This window comes from Cupriavidus sp. GW823-FHT07B10 (genome assembly GCF_058794355.1).
This window is the reverse complement of sequence record NZ_JBXAGS010000002.1, coordinates 365764-379553: the sequence shown is the minus strand read 5'-3', so window position 1 is coordinate 379553 and position 13790 is coordinate 365764. Positions and strand designations below refer to the sequence as shown.

The window sequence follows — 13790 nt, the reverse complement described above, 5'->3', positions numbered from 1 at the left end:
CGCGCCATGTCTGAGTTCCGGCGCGCCCTGGCGATCTGGCTGGTGCTGGCGCTCGCGGCGCTGCTGGCGTTCGCGTTGTCGCTGGCGCTGGGCAGCGTGCCGCTCGATGCGCGCGAGCTCTGGCTTGCGCTCAGCAGTGCCGACACCGGCACCCCCGCAGCGATCGTGCGCGAACTGCGGCTGCCGCGCGCGGCAGCGGCGTTTGCCTGCGGCGGGCTGCTGGCCCTGTCCGGCGCGCTGATGCAGGTGCTGCTGCGTAACCCGCTGGCCGAGCCCTATGTGCTGGGCGTGTCGGGCGGCGCCTCCACTGCCGCGCTGCTGGCCATGCTGCTGCTGGCCCCGTGGTGGGGCGTTCAGGCCGCCGCCGCCGCCGGTGCACTGGCGGCGATGGTGCTGGTGGCGTCGCTGGCGCGGCGGGACCTGCTGCATCCGCAGGTGCAGGGCGGCCACCGCGAGGCGGGCGCCCGGCTGTTGCTGACCGGCGTGATCCTGGCCGCGGGCTGGGGCGCGCTCATTACCCTGATCCTCTCCATTGCGCCGGAGTCGCGCCTGCGCGGCATGCTGTTCTGGCTGACCGGCGACCTGGGCGGCACCGCCGCCTACGGCGGCGCGCTGGCCATGCTGGTGGTGGCGCTGCTGCTGGCCATGCCGATGGCGCGCGCGCTCAACGTGATGCTGCTGGGCGAGACCGTGGCGCAGTCGCTGGGCGTGCGCGTGGGCCGCGTGCGGCTGGCCACCTTCCTGCTGGCGTCGCTGTGCATTGCCGCTGCCATTACCACGGCCGGCTCGATCGGCTTTGTCGGGCTGGTGGTGCCGCATCTGGTGCGCCTCGCCTGGGGCAACGACCAGCGCCTGCTGCTGCCGGCCGCCACGCTGCTGGGCGGCGCGCTGCTGATGGCCGCCGACCTGATCGCACGCACCGTGGTCGCGCCCGCGCAGCTGCCGGTGGGCGTGATCACCGGGCTGCTGGGCGTGCCGACCTTCCTCTACCTGCTGCTGCGGAGGCCGCGATGAGCCAGGCCCCGCACTGGTCCCATCCGCTCACTGCCTGTCCGCAGCTCGTGCTGCGCGATGTGAAGCTGCGCACCGGCCAGCGCGTGCTGGTGGAGCGCCTGACGATGACCATCGGCGCGGGGCAGCTATGGTGCATTGCCGGGCCCAACGGTGCTGGCAAGTCCACGCTGATGACGGTGCTGGCCGGGCTGCGCCACGCCGACGGCGGCAGCGCGGAGATCGACGGCGCCGCGGCGGCGCAGATCGCGCCGGCGGTGCTGGCGCGCCAGCGCGCCTACCTGCCGCAGGCCGTGCATGACACCTTCTCGATGTCGGTGCAGGATGCCGTGCGCGTGGGGCGGCATCCGCACCTGTCCGGCTGGGGCTGGACCGGGCGCGAGGATGACCGCATCGTGCAGGAAGTGATCCGAGCGATGGATATTGAAGCGCTGGCCGTGCGCGATGTGCTGACCCTGTCCGGCGGCGAGCGCCAGCGCGCCTCGCTGGCCGCGGCGCTGGCGCAGCAGGCGCCGCTGCTGCTGCTGGACGAACCGGTCTCGCACCTGGACCTGCGCCACCAGATCCTGGTTCTGGAACAGCTGGCCGCGCTGGCCCGGGCCGGGCGCCATGCCATCGTGGTGATCCTGCACGACCTGACGCTGGCGCTGCGCTACGCCACCCACGCCCTGCTGATGGCCGAAGACGGCACTACGCTGCATGGCACTGCCGCCCGGGTGCTGACCCCTGAACACTGCTCGCGCGCGCTGCGCACCGCCATCGTCAGCGTCACCGACGGCGCGCATACTGCGCTGATTCCCGACGGCGCCGCCCCACCCATACCCCACACACGTCATGACTGATACCCAGAACCCGCCTGCAGAAGACCCGGACCGCGATGCCCGCCACAAGGCGCGCATGGAGCGCAAGAAAGAAATCGTCGACGCCAGGATTGCCGCCGCGCAGGATGAGCGCGGCGTGATTGTCATCACCACCGGCAACGGCAAAGGCAAGTCCAGCTCGGGCTTTGGCATGGTGGTGCGCGCGCTTGGCCACGGCATGCGCACCGGCGTGGTCCAGTTCATCAAGGGCGCGCAGCCCACCGGCGAAGAGATGTTCCTGCGCCGCTTCCCGGACGAGTGCGCCTTCCACGTGATGGGCGAGGGCTATACCTGGGAAACGCAGGACCGCGCCCGCGACGTGGCCAAGGCCGAGGCTGCCTGGGAAGTGGCGCGCGGCATGCTGCGCGACCCCGGCATCGGCCTGGTGCTGTTCGATGAGCTGAACATCGCGCTCAAGCTGCACTATCTTGATGTGGAGCAGGTCATTGCCGACCTGCGCGCGCGCCCGCCGATGCAGCACGTGGTCATCACCGGCCGTGGCGCGCCGCCGGCGCTGGTGGAGACGGCCGACACCGTCACCGACATGACGCCGGTCAAGCATGCCTTCCAGCAGGGCATCAAGGCGCAGCGCGGCGTCGAGATGTAGCCGCATCGTTTTTGAATACAAGGTCAACGCATCATGCAGTTTCCGGAAATCACTCCCCTCGACGATGCCCTGCGCCCCGAGCTGCAGGCCGCCATTGACGACAAGACCAAGCCGCTCGGCGCACTGGGCCGGCTGGAATCGCTGGCCTTGCAGCTGGGCCTGATCCTCGGCACGGCGCGGCCGGTGTTGCAGCGCCCGACGGTGATCGTGTTTGCTGCCGACCACGGCGTGGCCGACGCCGGTGTCAGCGCCTATCCGGCCGAGGTCACCGCGCAGATGGTGCAGAACTTCCTGGCCGGCGGCGCGGCGATCAATGTGTTCTCGCGCCAGCACGGCATTGCGCTGGAGATCGTCGACGCGGGCGTGCGCGCGCCGCTGCCGGCGGCACCGGGCCTGGTCAACTGCCGCATTGCCGACGGCACCCGCAACTTCGCCGTCGAACCCGCGATGACGCCGGAGCAGGCCGCCGCGGCGATGACCGCGGGCATGGCGCGCGTGCTGCGCCATGCGCAGCAGGGCTGCAACGTGATCGGCTTCGGCGAGATGGGCATTGCCAACACTTCAGCGGCCGCGTGCCTGATGCAGCGGCTGACCGGCCTGCCGCTGGCAGACTGCATCGGGCGCGGCACCGGGCTGGACGATGCCGGCCTCGCGCGCAAGCGCGAGGTGCTGGAGCGCGCGCTGGCGCTGCATGCCGATGCGCAGGCGCCGCTGGACGTGCTGGCCACCTTCGGCGGCTTCGAGATCGCGATGATGGCAGGCGCCTTCCTGGCCGCCGCCGCGAGCCGCATGGTGATCCTGGTCGATGGCTTTATCGCCACGGCTGCGCTGCTGGTGGCGCAGCGCCTGGACCCCAATGTGCTGCAGTACTGCGTGTTCACGCACTGCTCGCATGAGCGCGGCCACCGTGCGCTGCTGGACCAGTTCGGCGCCGCGCCCCTGCTGGCGCTGGACCTGCGCCTGGGCGAGGGCACGGGCGCCGCGCTGGCGTGGCCGTTGCTGGCCTCGGCGGCGGCATTCCTGAACGAAATGGCGACCTTCAGCGGCGCCGGCGTCAGCACCGCCTCGCCATGAGCGTGCCGTCCGACCCGGTGCCTGCACAAGCTGGCCCCGCCGGCGTGGCCGGCGAGCTGCGCTATTTCCTGACGGCGCTGGGCTACTTCACGCGCGTGCCGCTGCCGGGCTGGCTGGCGCGCTGGGCCGGATTCGAACCGCATTACCTGCACGCCGCCGCGCGCTACTTCCCGCTGGTCGGGCTGCTGGTGGGCGGCGTGGGCGCGCTGGTCACCTGGGGCGCGATGCTGTGGTGGCCGCCCGGCGTGGCCGTGCTGCTGGGCATGGCCGCCACGCTGCTGCTGACCGGCGCCTTCCATGAAGACGGCCTGGCCGATTGCGTCGATGCCTTCGGCGGCGCGTGGCAGCGCGAGGACGTGCTGCGCATCATGCATGACTCGCGCATCGGCGCGTTCGGTGCGATCGCGCTGGTGGTGGCGTTGCTGCTCAAGTGGCAGTTGCTGGTGGCGATTGCCGGGCGCGGCGGGTTGATGGTGCTGCTGGCGGTGATCGTCGCCGCGCATGCCGCCAGCCGCGCGATGGCGGTCAGCTATCTGGCCACGCTGACCTACGTGCGCGCGCAAGGCAAGGCCAAGCCGGTGGCGCAGAAGCTGGCCGGCGCGGGGCTGGCGTTCGCGCTGCTGTGCGGGCTGGTGCCGCTGTGGCTGGTGTCGCCGTGGTTCTGCGCGGCGGCAGTGGTCGCGCTGCTGGGGCTGCGCCTGCTGCTCGGCCGCTACTTCGTGCGCCGCATCGGCGGCTATACCGGCGACTGCCTGGGCATGGCCCAGCAGTGCGCCGAGATCCTGCTCTACCTGGTGGCCGCGGCATGGATGTGGTCCTGATCCGCCATGCGCAGCCGCAGGTGCCGGCGGGCACCTGCTATGGCTGCCTCGACCTGCCGCTGGTGGCGCCGCTGGCGCCCGCAGCGGCGCGGATCGCCGCGGGCCTGCCCACGCCTTATCGCATTGTCGCCAGCCCGCTGGCGCGCGCGCTTGGCACCGCGCAGGCGCTGGTGCAGGCGCTGCCGGGCGGCGCGCCGGCCATCGATACCGAACCCCGGCTGCGCGAGATCGATTTCGGCAGCTGGGAGGGCGTGGCCTGGGATGCGATCGACCGCGCCGCGCTCGACCAGTGGGCGGCCGACCTGCTGCACGCGCGCCCGCATGGCGGCGAAGCGCCGGCGCAGGCGATGGCGCGGGTTGCCGGCTGGGCGGGAACGCTTGCCACGGATCGCGCTGAATGTCTCTGGGTGGTCGGCCATGCCGGCCCGATGCGCATGCTGGCCGCGCACTGGCTGGGCGTGCCGCTGGCGACGACGGTCAACTGGGCGTTGGGCTTCGGGGCCAGTTGTGGCTTCACGCTGGGGCCGGGAGAGGTCCGGCTCGGCTGGTGGAACCGCGCCGCCTGATCAGCGTGCGGGCCGGCGCTTGCGCGCCGTTTCGAGGTCCTTGCAGATCAGCTCGGCGCCTTGCGCCACGCGCGGACCGGCGCGGTTGACCAGGTCGCCGTCGATCACGAACAGGTTGTTGCGCGCCACCGCCGTGACCTGCTTCCAGCGCCGCCACATCTCGAAATCCGGCAGCGGCTGATCCGAGCGCGTGGCGCCCATGCCCGCCGTCAGCATCGCCTCCGGGTTGCCCGCGATCACCGCTTCGACCGACACCGTCGGCACCAGCGGCGTCTCGGCCGCGAACAGGTTGCGCCCGCCGCACAGCGCCAGCATGTCGCTGACCAGGTGCTGGCCGTTGAGCGTCATCAGCGGCTGCTGCCAGACCTGGTAGAACACCGTCACCGGCGGGCGGGCCGCGTAAGTCTTGCGTAGCGCCTCCACCTGCTGGCGGAAGCCGTCGGCAGCGCGCCGCGCGGTGGCTTCGGTGCCCAGCAGCGTGCCGAGCTTCTCCATGTTCTCCGGGATCGCGGCCAGCCTGCGCGGCTCGCTGTAGAACAACGGGATGCCGAGCGCGCGCAGACGGTCGGTCTGCTTCTGCGCATTGCCGTGGCGCCAGACCACGATCAGGTCCGGCTTGAGCGCGGCGATGCGCTCCAGGTCCAGCGCCTTGTTGTCGCCCACGCGCGCGATCTCGCGCGCCTGCGGCGGGTAGTCGCTGTAGCTGACCGTGCCGACGATGCGGTCGCCGCCGCCGGCCGCGAAGATCATCTCGGTGACGTGCGGCGCCAGCGAGATCACGCGGCGCGCGGGCTGCGGCAGTGTCACCGTCTGGCCAGCGTCGTCGACGGCAGACACCGTGGCGGCGGCAGGCAGGGCTGCCAGCAGCAGCGTGGAAGCGATAACGGGCGTCAGGCGGTTCAGCATGGAATCGGGGAAAGTGGTTCAGGCAGTGACCGCGGCCAGTGCCGCGTCCAGCCGCTGCCAGGCGTGCGGCTGGTCCGGCGGCAGGCCCAGGCGCAGGCTCGGCGGGCAGCCGCCGGCGGCGTCGAAGCAGCGGGTCCAGACGCCATGTTGCGCGAGCCCGTGCTGCAGCCGTGCGGCGTCGCCATGCGGCACCCAGCAGAACAGCGGATGCATCACCGGCGCCAGGCCATGGCGGTCCAGCAGCGCGGCCAGCTTCGCCCCGCATGCTTGCAGCCGCGCGCGGGTGGCATCCTGCCAGCCGTGGTCGGCCAGCGCATGCCGCGCGACCTCGCGTGCCGGGCCCGATACGGTCCAGTGGCCCAGGCGCTCGCGCAGCGCGTCCAGCAGTGCCGGCTGCGCCAGCACGAAGCCGCAGCGGATGCCGGCCAGGCCATAGAACTTGCCGATCGAGCGCAGCACCACCAGGCCGGCCTTGCCGCTGTGCGCGGCCACCGAGCCATCGGGCAGGCAGTCGATAAAGGCTTCATCGACCAGCAGCGTGCCGCCGCGCGCCGCCAGCTTCGCGTGCCAGCGCAGCAGCGTTGCGGCGGGCAGCATGCGGCCGGTCGGGTTGTTCGGGTTGACGACGACGAGATGGTCGAGCTCGTCGGCCAGCGCCGCCTGCGCGAAAGCCGCTTCATCCAGCGGCGCCACCGCATGGCCCGCGGCAGCGAAGGCCGGCGCGTATTCGCTGTAGCCGAGCGCGGCGATGCCCACGCGGCCCGGGCGCAGCAGACCCGGCAGCGTGCGGATGGCGGCCTGCGAGCCGGCGACGGGCAAGGCCCGCGGCGCGCCGCAGGCCTGTGCGGCCAGCTCGGCCAGTCCGTCGTCATCCTGCGGCAGCCGTTGCCACGCTTGCGCAGGCAGCGCCGGCACCGGATAGCCGTCGGGATTGATGCCGGTGGACAGGTCGAGCCAGTCGCCGGCGGGGCGGCCGTAGCGGCGCACCGCGGCAAGCAGGTCGCCGCCGTGGCGGATCGGGGGCAGGGCGCTGCTCATGCCGGCGTGGCAAGCGCAAGGACGGCCAGCGCGCTGGCGCCTGCCAGCGCCAGCCACAGCCACAAGGTGCGCTCGACCAGCCGCAGGCAGGCCGTCACGTGCGCGGCTTGTGGCGCGGGGCCGGCGCCCAGCGGCGGGCGTTGCTCGATCTCGCCGTGATAGCGCGCCGGGCCGCCGAGTCGCACGCCCACCGCACCGGCGCCCGCGGCCATCACGGGGCCGGCATTGGGACTTGACCATGCAGGCGCCTGCGTGCGCCAGCAATGCAACGCCTGCGCGGTGGCGCCGAGCAGCGCATAGGACAGCGCGGTCAGGCGCGCGGGCACGAGGTTGAGCCCGTCGTCGATGCGCGCCGCGGCCCAGCCGAAATACAGCAGCCGCGGCGTACGGTAGCCCCACATCGCATCGAGCGTATTGGCCAGCCGGAACACGATCACGGCGGGCGCGCCGCCGACCAGGAACCAGAACAGCGCGCCGAAGACCGCGTCGTTGCCGTTTTCCAGCGCCGACTCGCAGGCGGCACGGGCCAGTGCTTCAGCATCGGCATCGGTGGTGTCGCGCGAGACGATGCGCGCGGTCAGCGTGCGCGCGGCGGGCAGGTCTGCCGCGGCAAGGGCGGCGGCGATCGGGGCGATATGCTGGTGCAGGCTGCGCGCGCCGAGTGCGGCGTACAGTGCCACCGCATGCAGCGCCAGGGCGGCAACAGGATGCAGGCCGGCCGCAGCGTCGACCAGCCACCATGCGAGCGTTGCCGGCACCAGCACCAGCACACACCAGCCGGCGAGACCGGCAAGGCGCTGGCGCCAGGGCGCACCGCGGTGCGGCGCAGGGTTGAGCCGCCGCTCAAACGCGGCAGCGATGCGGCCGAAGCCCACCAGCGGATGCCAGCGGCGCGGCTCGCCCAGCCAGAGGTCCAGCAGAACGCCCGTCAGTGCCGCTGCCACGCATGCCGGCCAGGCCAGCATCAGCATGTGGGATCGGCGCCCTTCACCGCAACCGGAATGCCTGCCACCATCAGCCGCACGCAGTCGGCGGCGGCGGCCAGCTTCTGGTTCAGGCGGCCCAGTTCATCGACATAGAAGCGGGTGATGGCGCCCATCGGGATCACGCCGAAGCCGATCTCGTTCGAGACCAGGATCACATGGCCCGGCAGCGTCGGCAGCGCGGTGAGCAGCGCTTCGATTTCCTCGGTGAAGGCATCCGGCGGCGTGATCACGCCATGCTCGGGATACGCGCGGCCGTCGGGGAAGATCAGGTTGTTCATCCACAGCGTCATGCAATCCACCAGGATGCAGCCGTCGTGGCGCGCGTTGGCGTAGAGCGCATCGGCCAGGTGCACCGGCTCTTCCACCAGGCGCCAGTCGGCCGGGCGGCGGGCGCGGTGCAGGGCGATGCGGACCTCGAGCTCCTGGTCGGCGTGCGCCAGGTCCTGGTGCGCGGTGGCGATGTAGGTGACCGGGCCGCCGGTGATGGTGGCATGGTCGGTGGCGAGCTGTTCGGCGTAATGGCTCTTGCCGGAACGCGCGCCGCCCAGCACCAGGGTGAGCTGGCGGTTACCGTGTCCGCCGGTGGCACGCGGCCGGGTGGCGGTGTCGGGGGCGGAGGCGGGTGCGATGGCCGGGGTTTCCATCCGCGTATTGTAGCCGCCGCATCCGGGCATCGCACGGGGGGTGTTGCAGGCACCGGTGCGATAATCCGCCAATGCAGACCGACTCCTCGCAATCCCTGCCGCCGGGTGCCCTGCGCGGCACGCTGATGGTCCAGGGCACGACTTCCGATGCCGGCAAGAGCACCATCGTGGCCGGCCTGTGCCGGGTGCTGGCGCGTGCCGGCACGCACGTGGTGCCATTCAAGCCGCAAAACATGGCGCTGAACAGCGCGGTCACCGCCGACGGCGGCGAGATCGGCCGCGCGCAGGCGCTGCAGGCACAGGCCGCGCGGCTGGCACCGCATACCGACATGAACCCGGTGCTGCTCAAGCCCAGCAGCGACACCGGCGCGCAGGTGATCATCCACGGCCGCGCACGGCTGGACCTGGATGCGCGCGCCTACCATGCCTACAAGCCCGAGGCGATGAAGGCCGTGCTGGCTTCGCACACGCGCCTGGCGCAGGCCTATGAGGTGGTGCTGGTGGAGGGCGCCGGCAGCCCGGCCGAGGTCAACCTGCGCGAGCGCGACATCGCCAACATGGGCTTTGCCGAGCGCGTCGACTGCCCGGTGGTGCTGGTGGCGGACATCGACCGCGGTGGCGTGTTTGCGCACCTGGTCGGCACGCTCGACTGCCTGTCCGAGAGCGAACGCGCGCGCGTGACCGGCTTCATCATCAACCGCTTCCGCGGCGATGTCGGCCTGCTGGAGCCGGGACTGGACTGGCTGGTGGCGCGCACCGGCAAACCGGTATTCGGCGTGCTGCCCTTCCTGCACGGCCTGCATCTCGATGCCGAGGACGCCATCATCGGCGCGCAAGCGGACAAGGCCGGCACGCCGGCGCAGCGCCTGCGCGTGATCGTGCCGGTGCTGCCGCGCATCGCCAACCATACCGACTTCGACGCGCTCCGCGCGCACCCGCAGGTGGACCTGCAGTTTGTCGGGCCCGGCATGCCGATCCCGCCCGCGGACCTGGTGGTGCTGCCCGGCAGCAAGAACGTGCGCGGCGACCTGGACTTCATCCGGGCCAATGGCTGGGACGCGGCGCTGGCCCGGCACCTGCGCTACGGCGGCAAGCTGATCGGGATCTGCGGCGGCATGCAGATGCTGGGGCGGCAGGTGCACGATCCCGATGGCCGCGAAGGCCCGGCCGGCAGCAGCGCGGGGCTGGGCTGGCTGGATTTCGAGACCACGCTGGCGGCAGAGAAGCAGCTGCGCCAGGTCGGCGGCCGGCTGGCGCTGGATCAGGCCGATGCGCCGGTGCGCGGCTACGAGATCCACCTTGGCGTCACCACGGGCGCGGGGCTGGAGCAGCCGGCCCTGTGGCTCGAGCGCGGCGACGGCACGGTGCGGCCCGACGGCGCGCGCTCGGCCGACGGCCAGGTGCTGGCCACCTATGTCCACGGCCTGTTCGACGAGCCCGCCGGCTGCCAGGCGCTGCTGCGCTGGGCGGGGCTGGACGGCGCCCAGGAGGTGGACCTCGACGCATTGCGCGAAGCATCGATCGAGCGGCTTGCCGACACCATGACCGCGCACCTGGACCTCGATGCGATGCTGGCGCCGCTGCGGCGCTGACGCATGCGGCACGGCCGCCTGGCGGGGCCCTGCTAGAATCGCGAATCTTTCGCATTTGCATTCTGCGTGGAGGTGGCCTGTGCGCCATATTCCACGCATGGCAGCGTCCGCTCAACGTACTTCAGCCCCCACATGGTCATCGGCCGCCTGCGCGTCGCCCTCGTCAAACTGCACCTGTATATCGGCCTGAGCCTTGGCCTGCTGTTCGTCCTGTTCGGGCTGACCGGCATGACCATTGCCTGGCGGGAGGAACTGGATGCCTGGCTCAACCCTGACCTGCTGGTGGCGTCCGCGCCGATGACGGAGCCGGTGTCGCCGGCCACGGTCCAGGCAGTGACCGAGCGGCTGGCTGCGCCCCCCTATGGCAAGCCCAACCTGCTGATGCTGCCCGTCCATGCCGACGGCGTCTTTATCGCCTGGTACCCGGTCAAGGGGCCCGACGGCGTGGTGCCGGGCCGCTCGCGCCAGGTGATGGTCGATCCGGTCACGCTTGCGGTGAAGGGCGAGCGGGTCTGGGGCGAGGCGGGCCTGTCGCGCCGCCTGTTGCTGCCCACGCTGTTTCACCTGCATCGCTACCTGCTGTCAGGCGACACCGGCAAGACCATCACCGGCGTGGCCGGCATGCTGCTGTTGCTGACCACGCTGGTGGGCGTGGCGGTGTGGTGGCCCAGGATGAAGCTGCGCTCGGTGGTGCAGGCGTTCCGCATCACGCACGGCGGCTCATGGTCGCGCTTCAACTATTCGCTGCATCGCGCGGGCGGCATCCTGGCCGCGCCGGTGCTGGCCATCATCGCCTTTTCGGGCTGGTACCTGAACCTGCCGAAGTGGGTGACACCGATGGTGGCGGGCGTGATGACCGTGACGCCGCCGGTGAAGCACGTCTCGGCACCGGCGCCGGCCGGGGCCCGGCCGCTGGGCGCGGGCGAGATCATGGCGGCGGCGCAGGCCCAGTACCCGCAAGCGCAGGTGACCCGCATCAGCTTCCCGCGCAAGCCGGGCGACGCGTTCGAGATTCGGCTGCGCCAGCCCGGCGAGGTGCGCAAGGATACCGGTGCCACGCGGCTGTGGCTCGATGCCTGGAGCGGCAAGCCGCTGGGCATGCGTGATCCGCGGCAGGCGCCGGCGGGCGACACGCTGCTGAACTGGCTGTTTCCGCTCCATACCGGCGAGGCCTTCGGGCTGCCGGGGCGGGTGTTTATCACGCTGTTCGGGCTGGCGCCGCTGGCGTTTGCCGTGACCGGCGTGCTGATCTGGTGGAAGCGGCGGCGGGGTCATCAGCGGCATGTGGTGAAGGCCGCACAGCGATCCGGCATGCGCCGGGCATGAAAAAAAGCAGGCCGCCGGCCTGCTTTTTTTGCCTGGTGCGGCGCTGCCGCTCAGATTTCCAGGTTATCGATCAGCCGGGTCGCGCCCAGCTTGGCGGCAGTCAGGATTACCAGCGGCTCGCCGGCGAGGAATTCCTCGCGCGTCGGCGCCTGCAGGTCGACGCGCTTGCGGATCGACACGTAGTCCGGCTTCCAGCCGCGCCTGGCCAGCGATTCCTTCGCATTCGCCTCGACCGCAAGCAGGTCGGCCGAAGCGCGGTCGCTGCCCAGCACGGTGTCGCGCACGTCATGCAGCGTGCGGTACAGCACCGGCGCCTCGGCGCGCTCGTCGGGGCTCAGGTAGCGGTTGCGCGACGACAGCGCCAGGCCGTCTTCGGCACGGATGGTCTCGGCGGGGATGATGTCGATCGGCAGGGCAAACTGCTGCACCATGCGGCGCACGATCATCAGCTGCTGGTAGTCCTTCTTGCCGAACACCGCCACGCGCGGCTGCGCGCACGAGAACAGCTTCATCACCACCGTGCACACGCCCTTGAAGAAGCCGGGGCGGAACTCGCCTTCCAGGATGTCGCCCAGGTCATGCGGCGGCTCGACGCGGTATTCCTGCGGTTCGGGGTACATATCGCGCTCGGACGGCGCGAACAGCACGTAGACGCCTTCCTTCTGCAGTTTCTCGATATCGTCCTGCAGCGTGCGCGGGTACTTGTCGAAATCCTCGTTCGGGCCGAACTGCAGGCGGTTCACGAAGATCGATGCCACCACCGGGTCGCCGTGCTGGCGCGCCAGGCGCATCAGCGACAGGTGGCCTTCGTGCAGGTTGCCCATGGTGGGCACGAAGGCAGCGCGGTTCTGGCCGCGCAGTTGGTCGCGCAGCTCTTGGATGGAGGAAATGACTTTCATCTGCCTTGGTGTGCTGGTCGTGGTAGGTGTGACCCGGGCGCCGGTCCGTCGAGGGGCGGCACATGGACTACCGGTCTCGGCCTTCTGTCGGGCGCGGGGCCTTCGGGCACTTGCCTTCGGGACCTGCACCGTGGGCCATTGGGCCGGCTGTCGGCGGATTGTAGAACATGTTGGGACGGGGCCGGACCCCGCAGCGCGGGTGGGTCAGGTCGGGCTGTACGCCAATCGCACATAAATTGGGGCGAACGGTTCGGCCTGGGTGATCTCCACCAGCGCTTCGCGCGACAGCTCCAGCATGGCGATAAAGTTCACCACCACCACCGGCACGCCCTTGCCGGAGCGCACCGCGTCCTCGAACAGCTCGGAGAATTCCATGAAGCGCGCGTGTTGCAAGCGGCGCAGGATCTGGCTCATGTGCTCGCGCACCGACAGTTCCTCGCGCGAGATCTTGTGGTGCTGGTTGAGCTTGGCGCGCTTGAGCACATCGGCCCAGGCGGCCTGCAGGTCGATCGTCTCCACTTCCGGGAAGCGCGGCGCCAGGCTCTGCTCGATATAGACCTGCGAGCGCAGGAAGTCGCGGCCCAGCTGCGGCACCGTGTCCAGGCGCTGCGCGGCCAGCTTCATCTGCTCGTACTCCAGCAGGCGGCGCACCAGCTCGGCGCGCGGGTCCTCGGCCTCATCGTCGCTGTCGGCCTTCTTGACCGGCAGCAGCATGCGCGACTTGATCTCGATCAGCATGGCCGCCATCAGCAGGTATTCGGCGGCCAGCTCGAGGTTGGTCTTGCGGATCTGCTCGATGTAGGACAGGTACTGCCGCGTGACCTGCGACATCGGGATGTCGAGGACATTGAAGTTCTGCTTGCGGATCAGGTACAGCAGCAGGTCCAGCGGGCCCTCGAAGGCTTCCAGGAAGATCTCGAGCGCGTCCGGCGGGATGTACAGGTCCTGCGGCAGCTTGAACAGCGGCTCGCCGTACAGGCGCGCGAAGGCCATCCCGTCGACCATGTCGGCGGGGCCGGCAGGGCCGGCTGCAACGGCCGGGGCCACGGCAGGCAGCTCGACGGGCAGCGGCAGCTTGTCCTGGTCGCCTGCGCTCATGGGCGGCGTGCGCTCGCGGGGGCGGCGGGAAATCAGTTGTCCTGCGCGTAGACGTATGGCTTCTGCGCCACGCGCGACGCTTCGGCGCGGGCGCGCTCTTCCAGGTCGATCGGCGACTTGTCCCACAGCAGGGCACGGCCGTCGCGCTGTTCGGCCTCCAGCGTCGGGCGCTCTTGCTTGAGCTGCTTCAGGAACTGGGTGATATCGGATTCGTAGATGGCCATGTTCAACCGTGATGCGCCCGCGCGGGCGCCAGATAGGTACAGTGGGCCACGATTTTACAGTATCGGCCCCCCGGAATGCATCCAGGCCGGGTGCAAGGCGCCGGAAAGTTCCGGGCATAAGGCCGGGTGTGGTCAAAT

The 13790-nt window shown here is 70.9% G+C and carries 15 protein-coding genes; 8 read left to right on the top strand and 7 right to left on the bottom strand.

Going from position 1 to position 13790, the window contains the following annotated elements:
* Nucleotides 1–6 precede the first annotated feature (6 nt).
* The 6 genes from AC1Q6V_RS06555 to AC1Q6V_RS06530 are packed head-to-tail and all read left to right on the top strand — an operon-like array spanning nucleotide 7 to nucleotide 4939.
* On the top strand, nucleotides 7–1014 hold the full coding sequence (locus tag AC1Q6V_RS06555) for a FecCD family ABC transporter permease (protein ID WP_010814918.1): 1008 nt from the start codon (nucleotides 7–9) through the stop codon (nucleotides 1012–1014).
* Nucleotides 1011–1853, top strand: coding sequence for an ABC transporter ATP-binding protein (locus AC1Q6V_RS06550; RefSeq protein WP_454749636.1), 843 nt, complete (start codon nucleotides 1011–1013; stop codon nucleotides 1851–1853). The genes AC1Q6V_RS06555 and AC1Q6V_RS06550 overlap by 4 nt, the downstream gene beginning before the upstream one ends.
* Nucleotides 1846–2478: a cob(I)yrinic acid a,c-diamide adenosyltransferase gene (gene cobO / locus AC1Q6V_RS06545; RefSeq protein WP_011615935.1), complete on the top strand. Its 633-nt coding sequence runs from the start codon at nucleotides 1846–1848 to the stop codon at nucleotides 2476–2478. Before AC1Q6V_RS06550 ends, cobO begins: the two co-directional genes overlap by 8 nt.
* A gap of 33 nt (nucleotides 2479–2511) precedes the next feature.
* A complete protein-coding gene (gene cobT / locus AC1Q6V_RS06540; RefSeq protein ID WP_010814915.1) occupies nucleotides 2512–3552 on the top strand; it encodes a nicotinate-nucleotide--dimethylbenzimidazole phosphoribosyltransferase in 1041 nt (346 codons plus the stop codon).
* Nucleotides 3549–4373: an adenosylcobinamide-GDP ribazoletransferase gene (locus AC1Q6V_RS06535; RefSeq protein ID WP_058697777.1), complete on the top strand. Its 825-nt coding sequence runs from the start codon at nucleotides 3549–3551 to the stop codon at nucleotides 4371–4373. Before cobT ends, AC1Q6V_RS06535 begins: the two co-directional genes overlap by 4 nt.
* Nucleotides 4358–4939 carry a histidine phosphatase family protein gene (locus AC1Q6V_RS06530; protein ID WP_454749635.1) on the top strand — a complete coding sequence of 194 codons (582 nt, stop codon included), beginning with the start codon at nucleotides 4358–4360 and terminating at the stop codon, nucleotides 4937–4939. The genes AC1Q6V_RS06535 and AC1Q6V_RS06530 overlap by 16 nt, the downstream gene beginning before the upstream one ends.
* Here AC1Q6V_RS06530 and AC1Q6V_RS06525 read toward each other — a convergent pair whose 3' ends face one another.
* From AC1Q6V_RS06525 to cobU, 4 genes are read right to left on the bottom strand one after another with little or no spacing between them, the layout of a single operon-like run.
* Nucleotides 4940–5845, bottom strand: coding sequence for a cobalamin-binding protein (locus AC1Q6V_RS06525; protein ID WP_454749634.1), 906 nt, complete (start codon nucleotides 5843–5845; stop codon nucleotides 4940–4942).
* An 18-nt stretch (nucleotides 5846–5863) separates the two neighbouring features.
* Nucleotides 5864–6883 (bottom strand): threonine-phosphate decarboxylase CobD, encoded by a 1020-nt coding sequence (cobD, locus tag AC1Q6V_RS06520; RefSeq protein ID WP_439668195.1) that lies wholly within the window; start codon nucleotides 6881–6883, stop codon nucleotides 5864–5866.
* Nucleotides 6880–7854, bottom strand: coding sequence for a CobD/CbiB family cobalamin biosynthesis protein (locus AC1Q6V_RS06515; protein ID WP_010814910.1), 975 nt, complete (start codon nucleotides 7852–7854; stop codon nucleotides 6880–6882). Before AC1Q6V_RS06515 ends, cobD begins: the two co-directional genes overlap by 4 nt.
* Nucleotides 7848–8543, bottom strand: coding sequence for a bifunctional adenosylcobinamide kinase/adenosylcobinamide-phosphate guanylyltransferase (cobU, locus tag AC1Q6V_RS06510; protein WP_439669049.1), 696 nt, complete (start codon nucleotides 8541–8543; stop codon nucleotides 7848–7850). The genes AC1Q6V_RS06515 and cobU overlap by 7 nt, the downstream gene beginning before the upstream one ends.
* Before the next feature lie 41 nt (nucleotides 8544–8584).
* Here cobU and AC1Q6V_RS06505 point away from each other — a divergent pair, with 41 nt between their 5' ends.
* Together AC1Q6V_RS06505 and AC1Q6V_RS06500 are read left to right on the top strand one after the other, a co-directional pair.
* Entirely contained in the window at nucleotides 8585–10105 is a 1521-nt protein-coding gene (locus AC1Q6V_RS06505) for a cobyric acid synthase (protein WP_454749633.1), read from the top strand.
* A 132-nt stretch (nucleotides 10106–10237) separates the two neighbouring features.
* Nucleotides 10238–11431: a PepSY-associated TM helix domain-containing protein gene (locus AC1Q6V_RS06500; protein ID WP_454749632.1), complete on the top strand. Its 1194-nt coding sequence runs from the start codon at nucleotides 10238–10240 to the stop codon at nucleotides 11429–11431.
* A 50-nt stretch (nucleotides 11432–11481) separates the two neighbouring features.
* Here the strand turns inward: AC1Q6V_RS06500 and panC are convergent, their stop codons facing one another.
* From panC to AC1Q6V_RS06485, 3 genes are all read right to left on the bottom strand, one after another.
* Nucleotides 11482–12330 carry a pantoate--beta-alanine ligase gene (gene panC, locus AC1Q6V_RS06495; protein WP_010814906.1) on the bottom strand — a complete coding sequence of 283 codons (849 nt, stop codon included), beginning with the start codon at nucleotides 12328–12330 and terminating at the stop codon, nucleotides 11482–11484.
* A gap of 204 nt (nucleotides 12331–12534) precedes the next feature.
* Nucleotides 12535–13428 (bottom strand): segregation and condensation protein A, encoded by an 894-nt coding sequence (locus AC1Q6V_RS06490; RefSeq protein WP_010814905.1) that lies wholly within the window; start codon nucleotides 13426–13428, stop codon nucleotides 12535–12537.
* A 32-nt stretch (nucleotides 13429–13460) separates the two neighbouring features.
* Nucleotides 13461–13652: a DUF3460 family protein gene (locus AC1Q6V_RS06485; protein ID WP_010814904.1), complete on the bottom strand. Its 192-nt coding sequence runs from the start codon at nucleotides 13650–13652 to the stop codon at nucleotides 13461–13463.
* Nucleotides 13653–13790 lie beyond the last annotated feature (138 nt).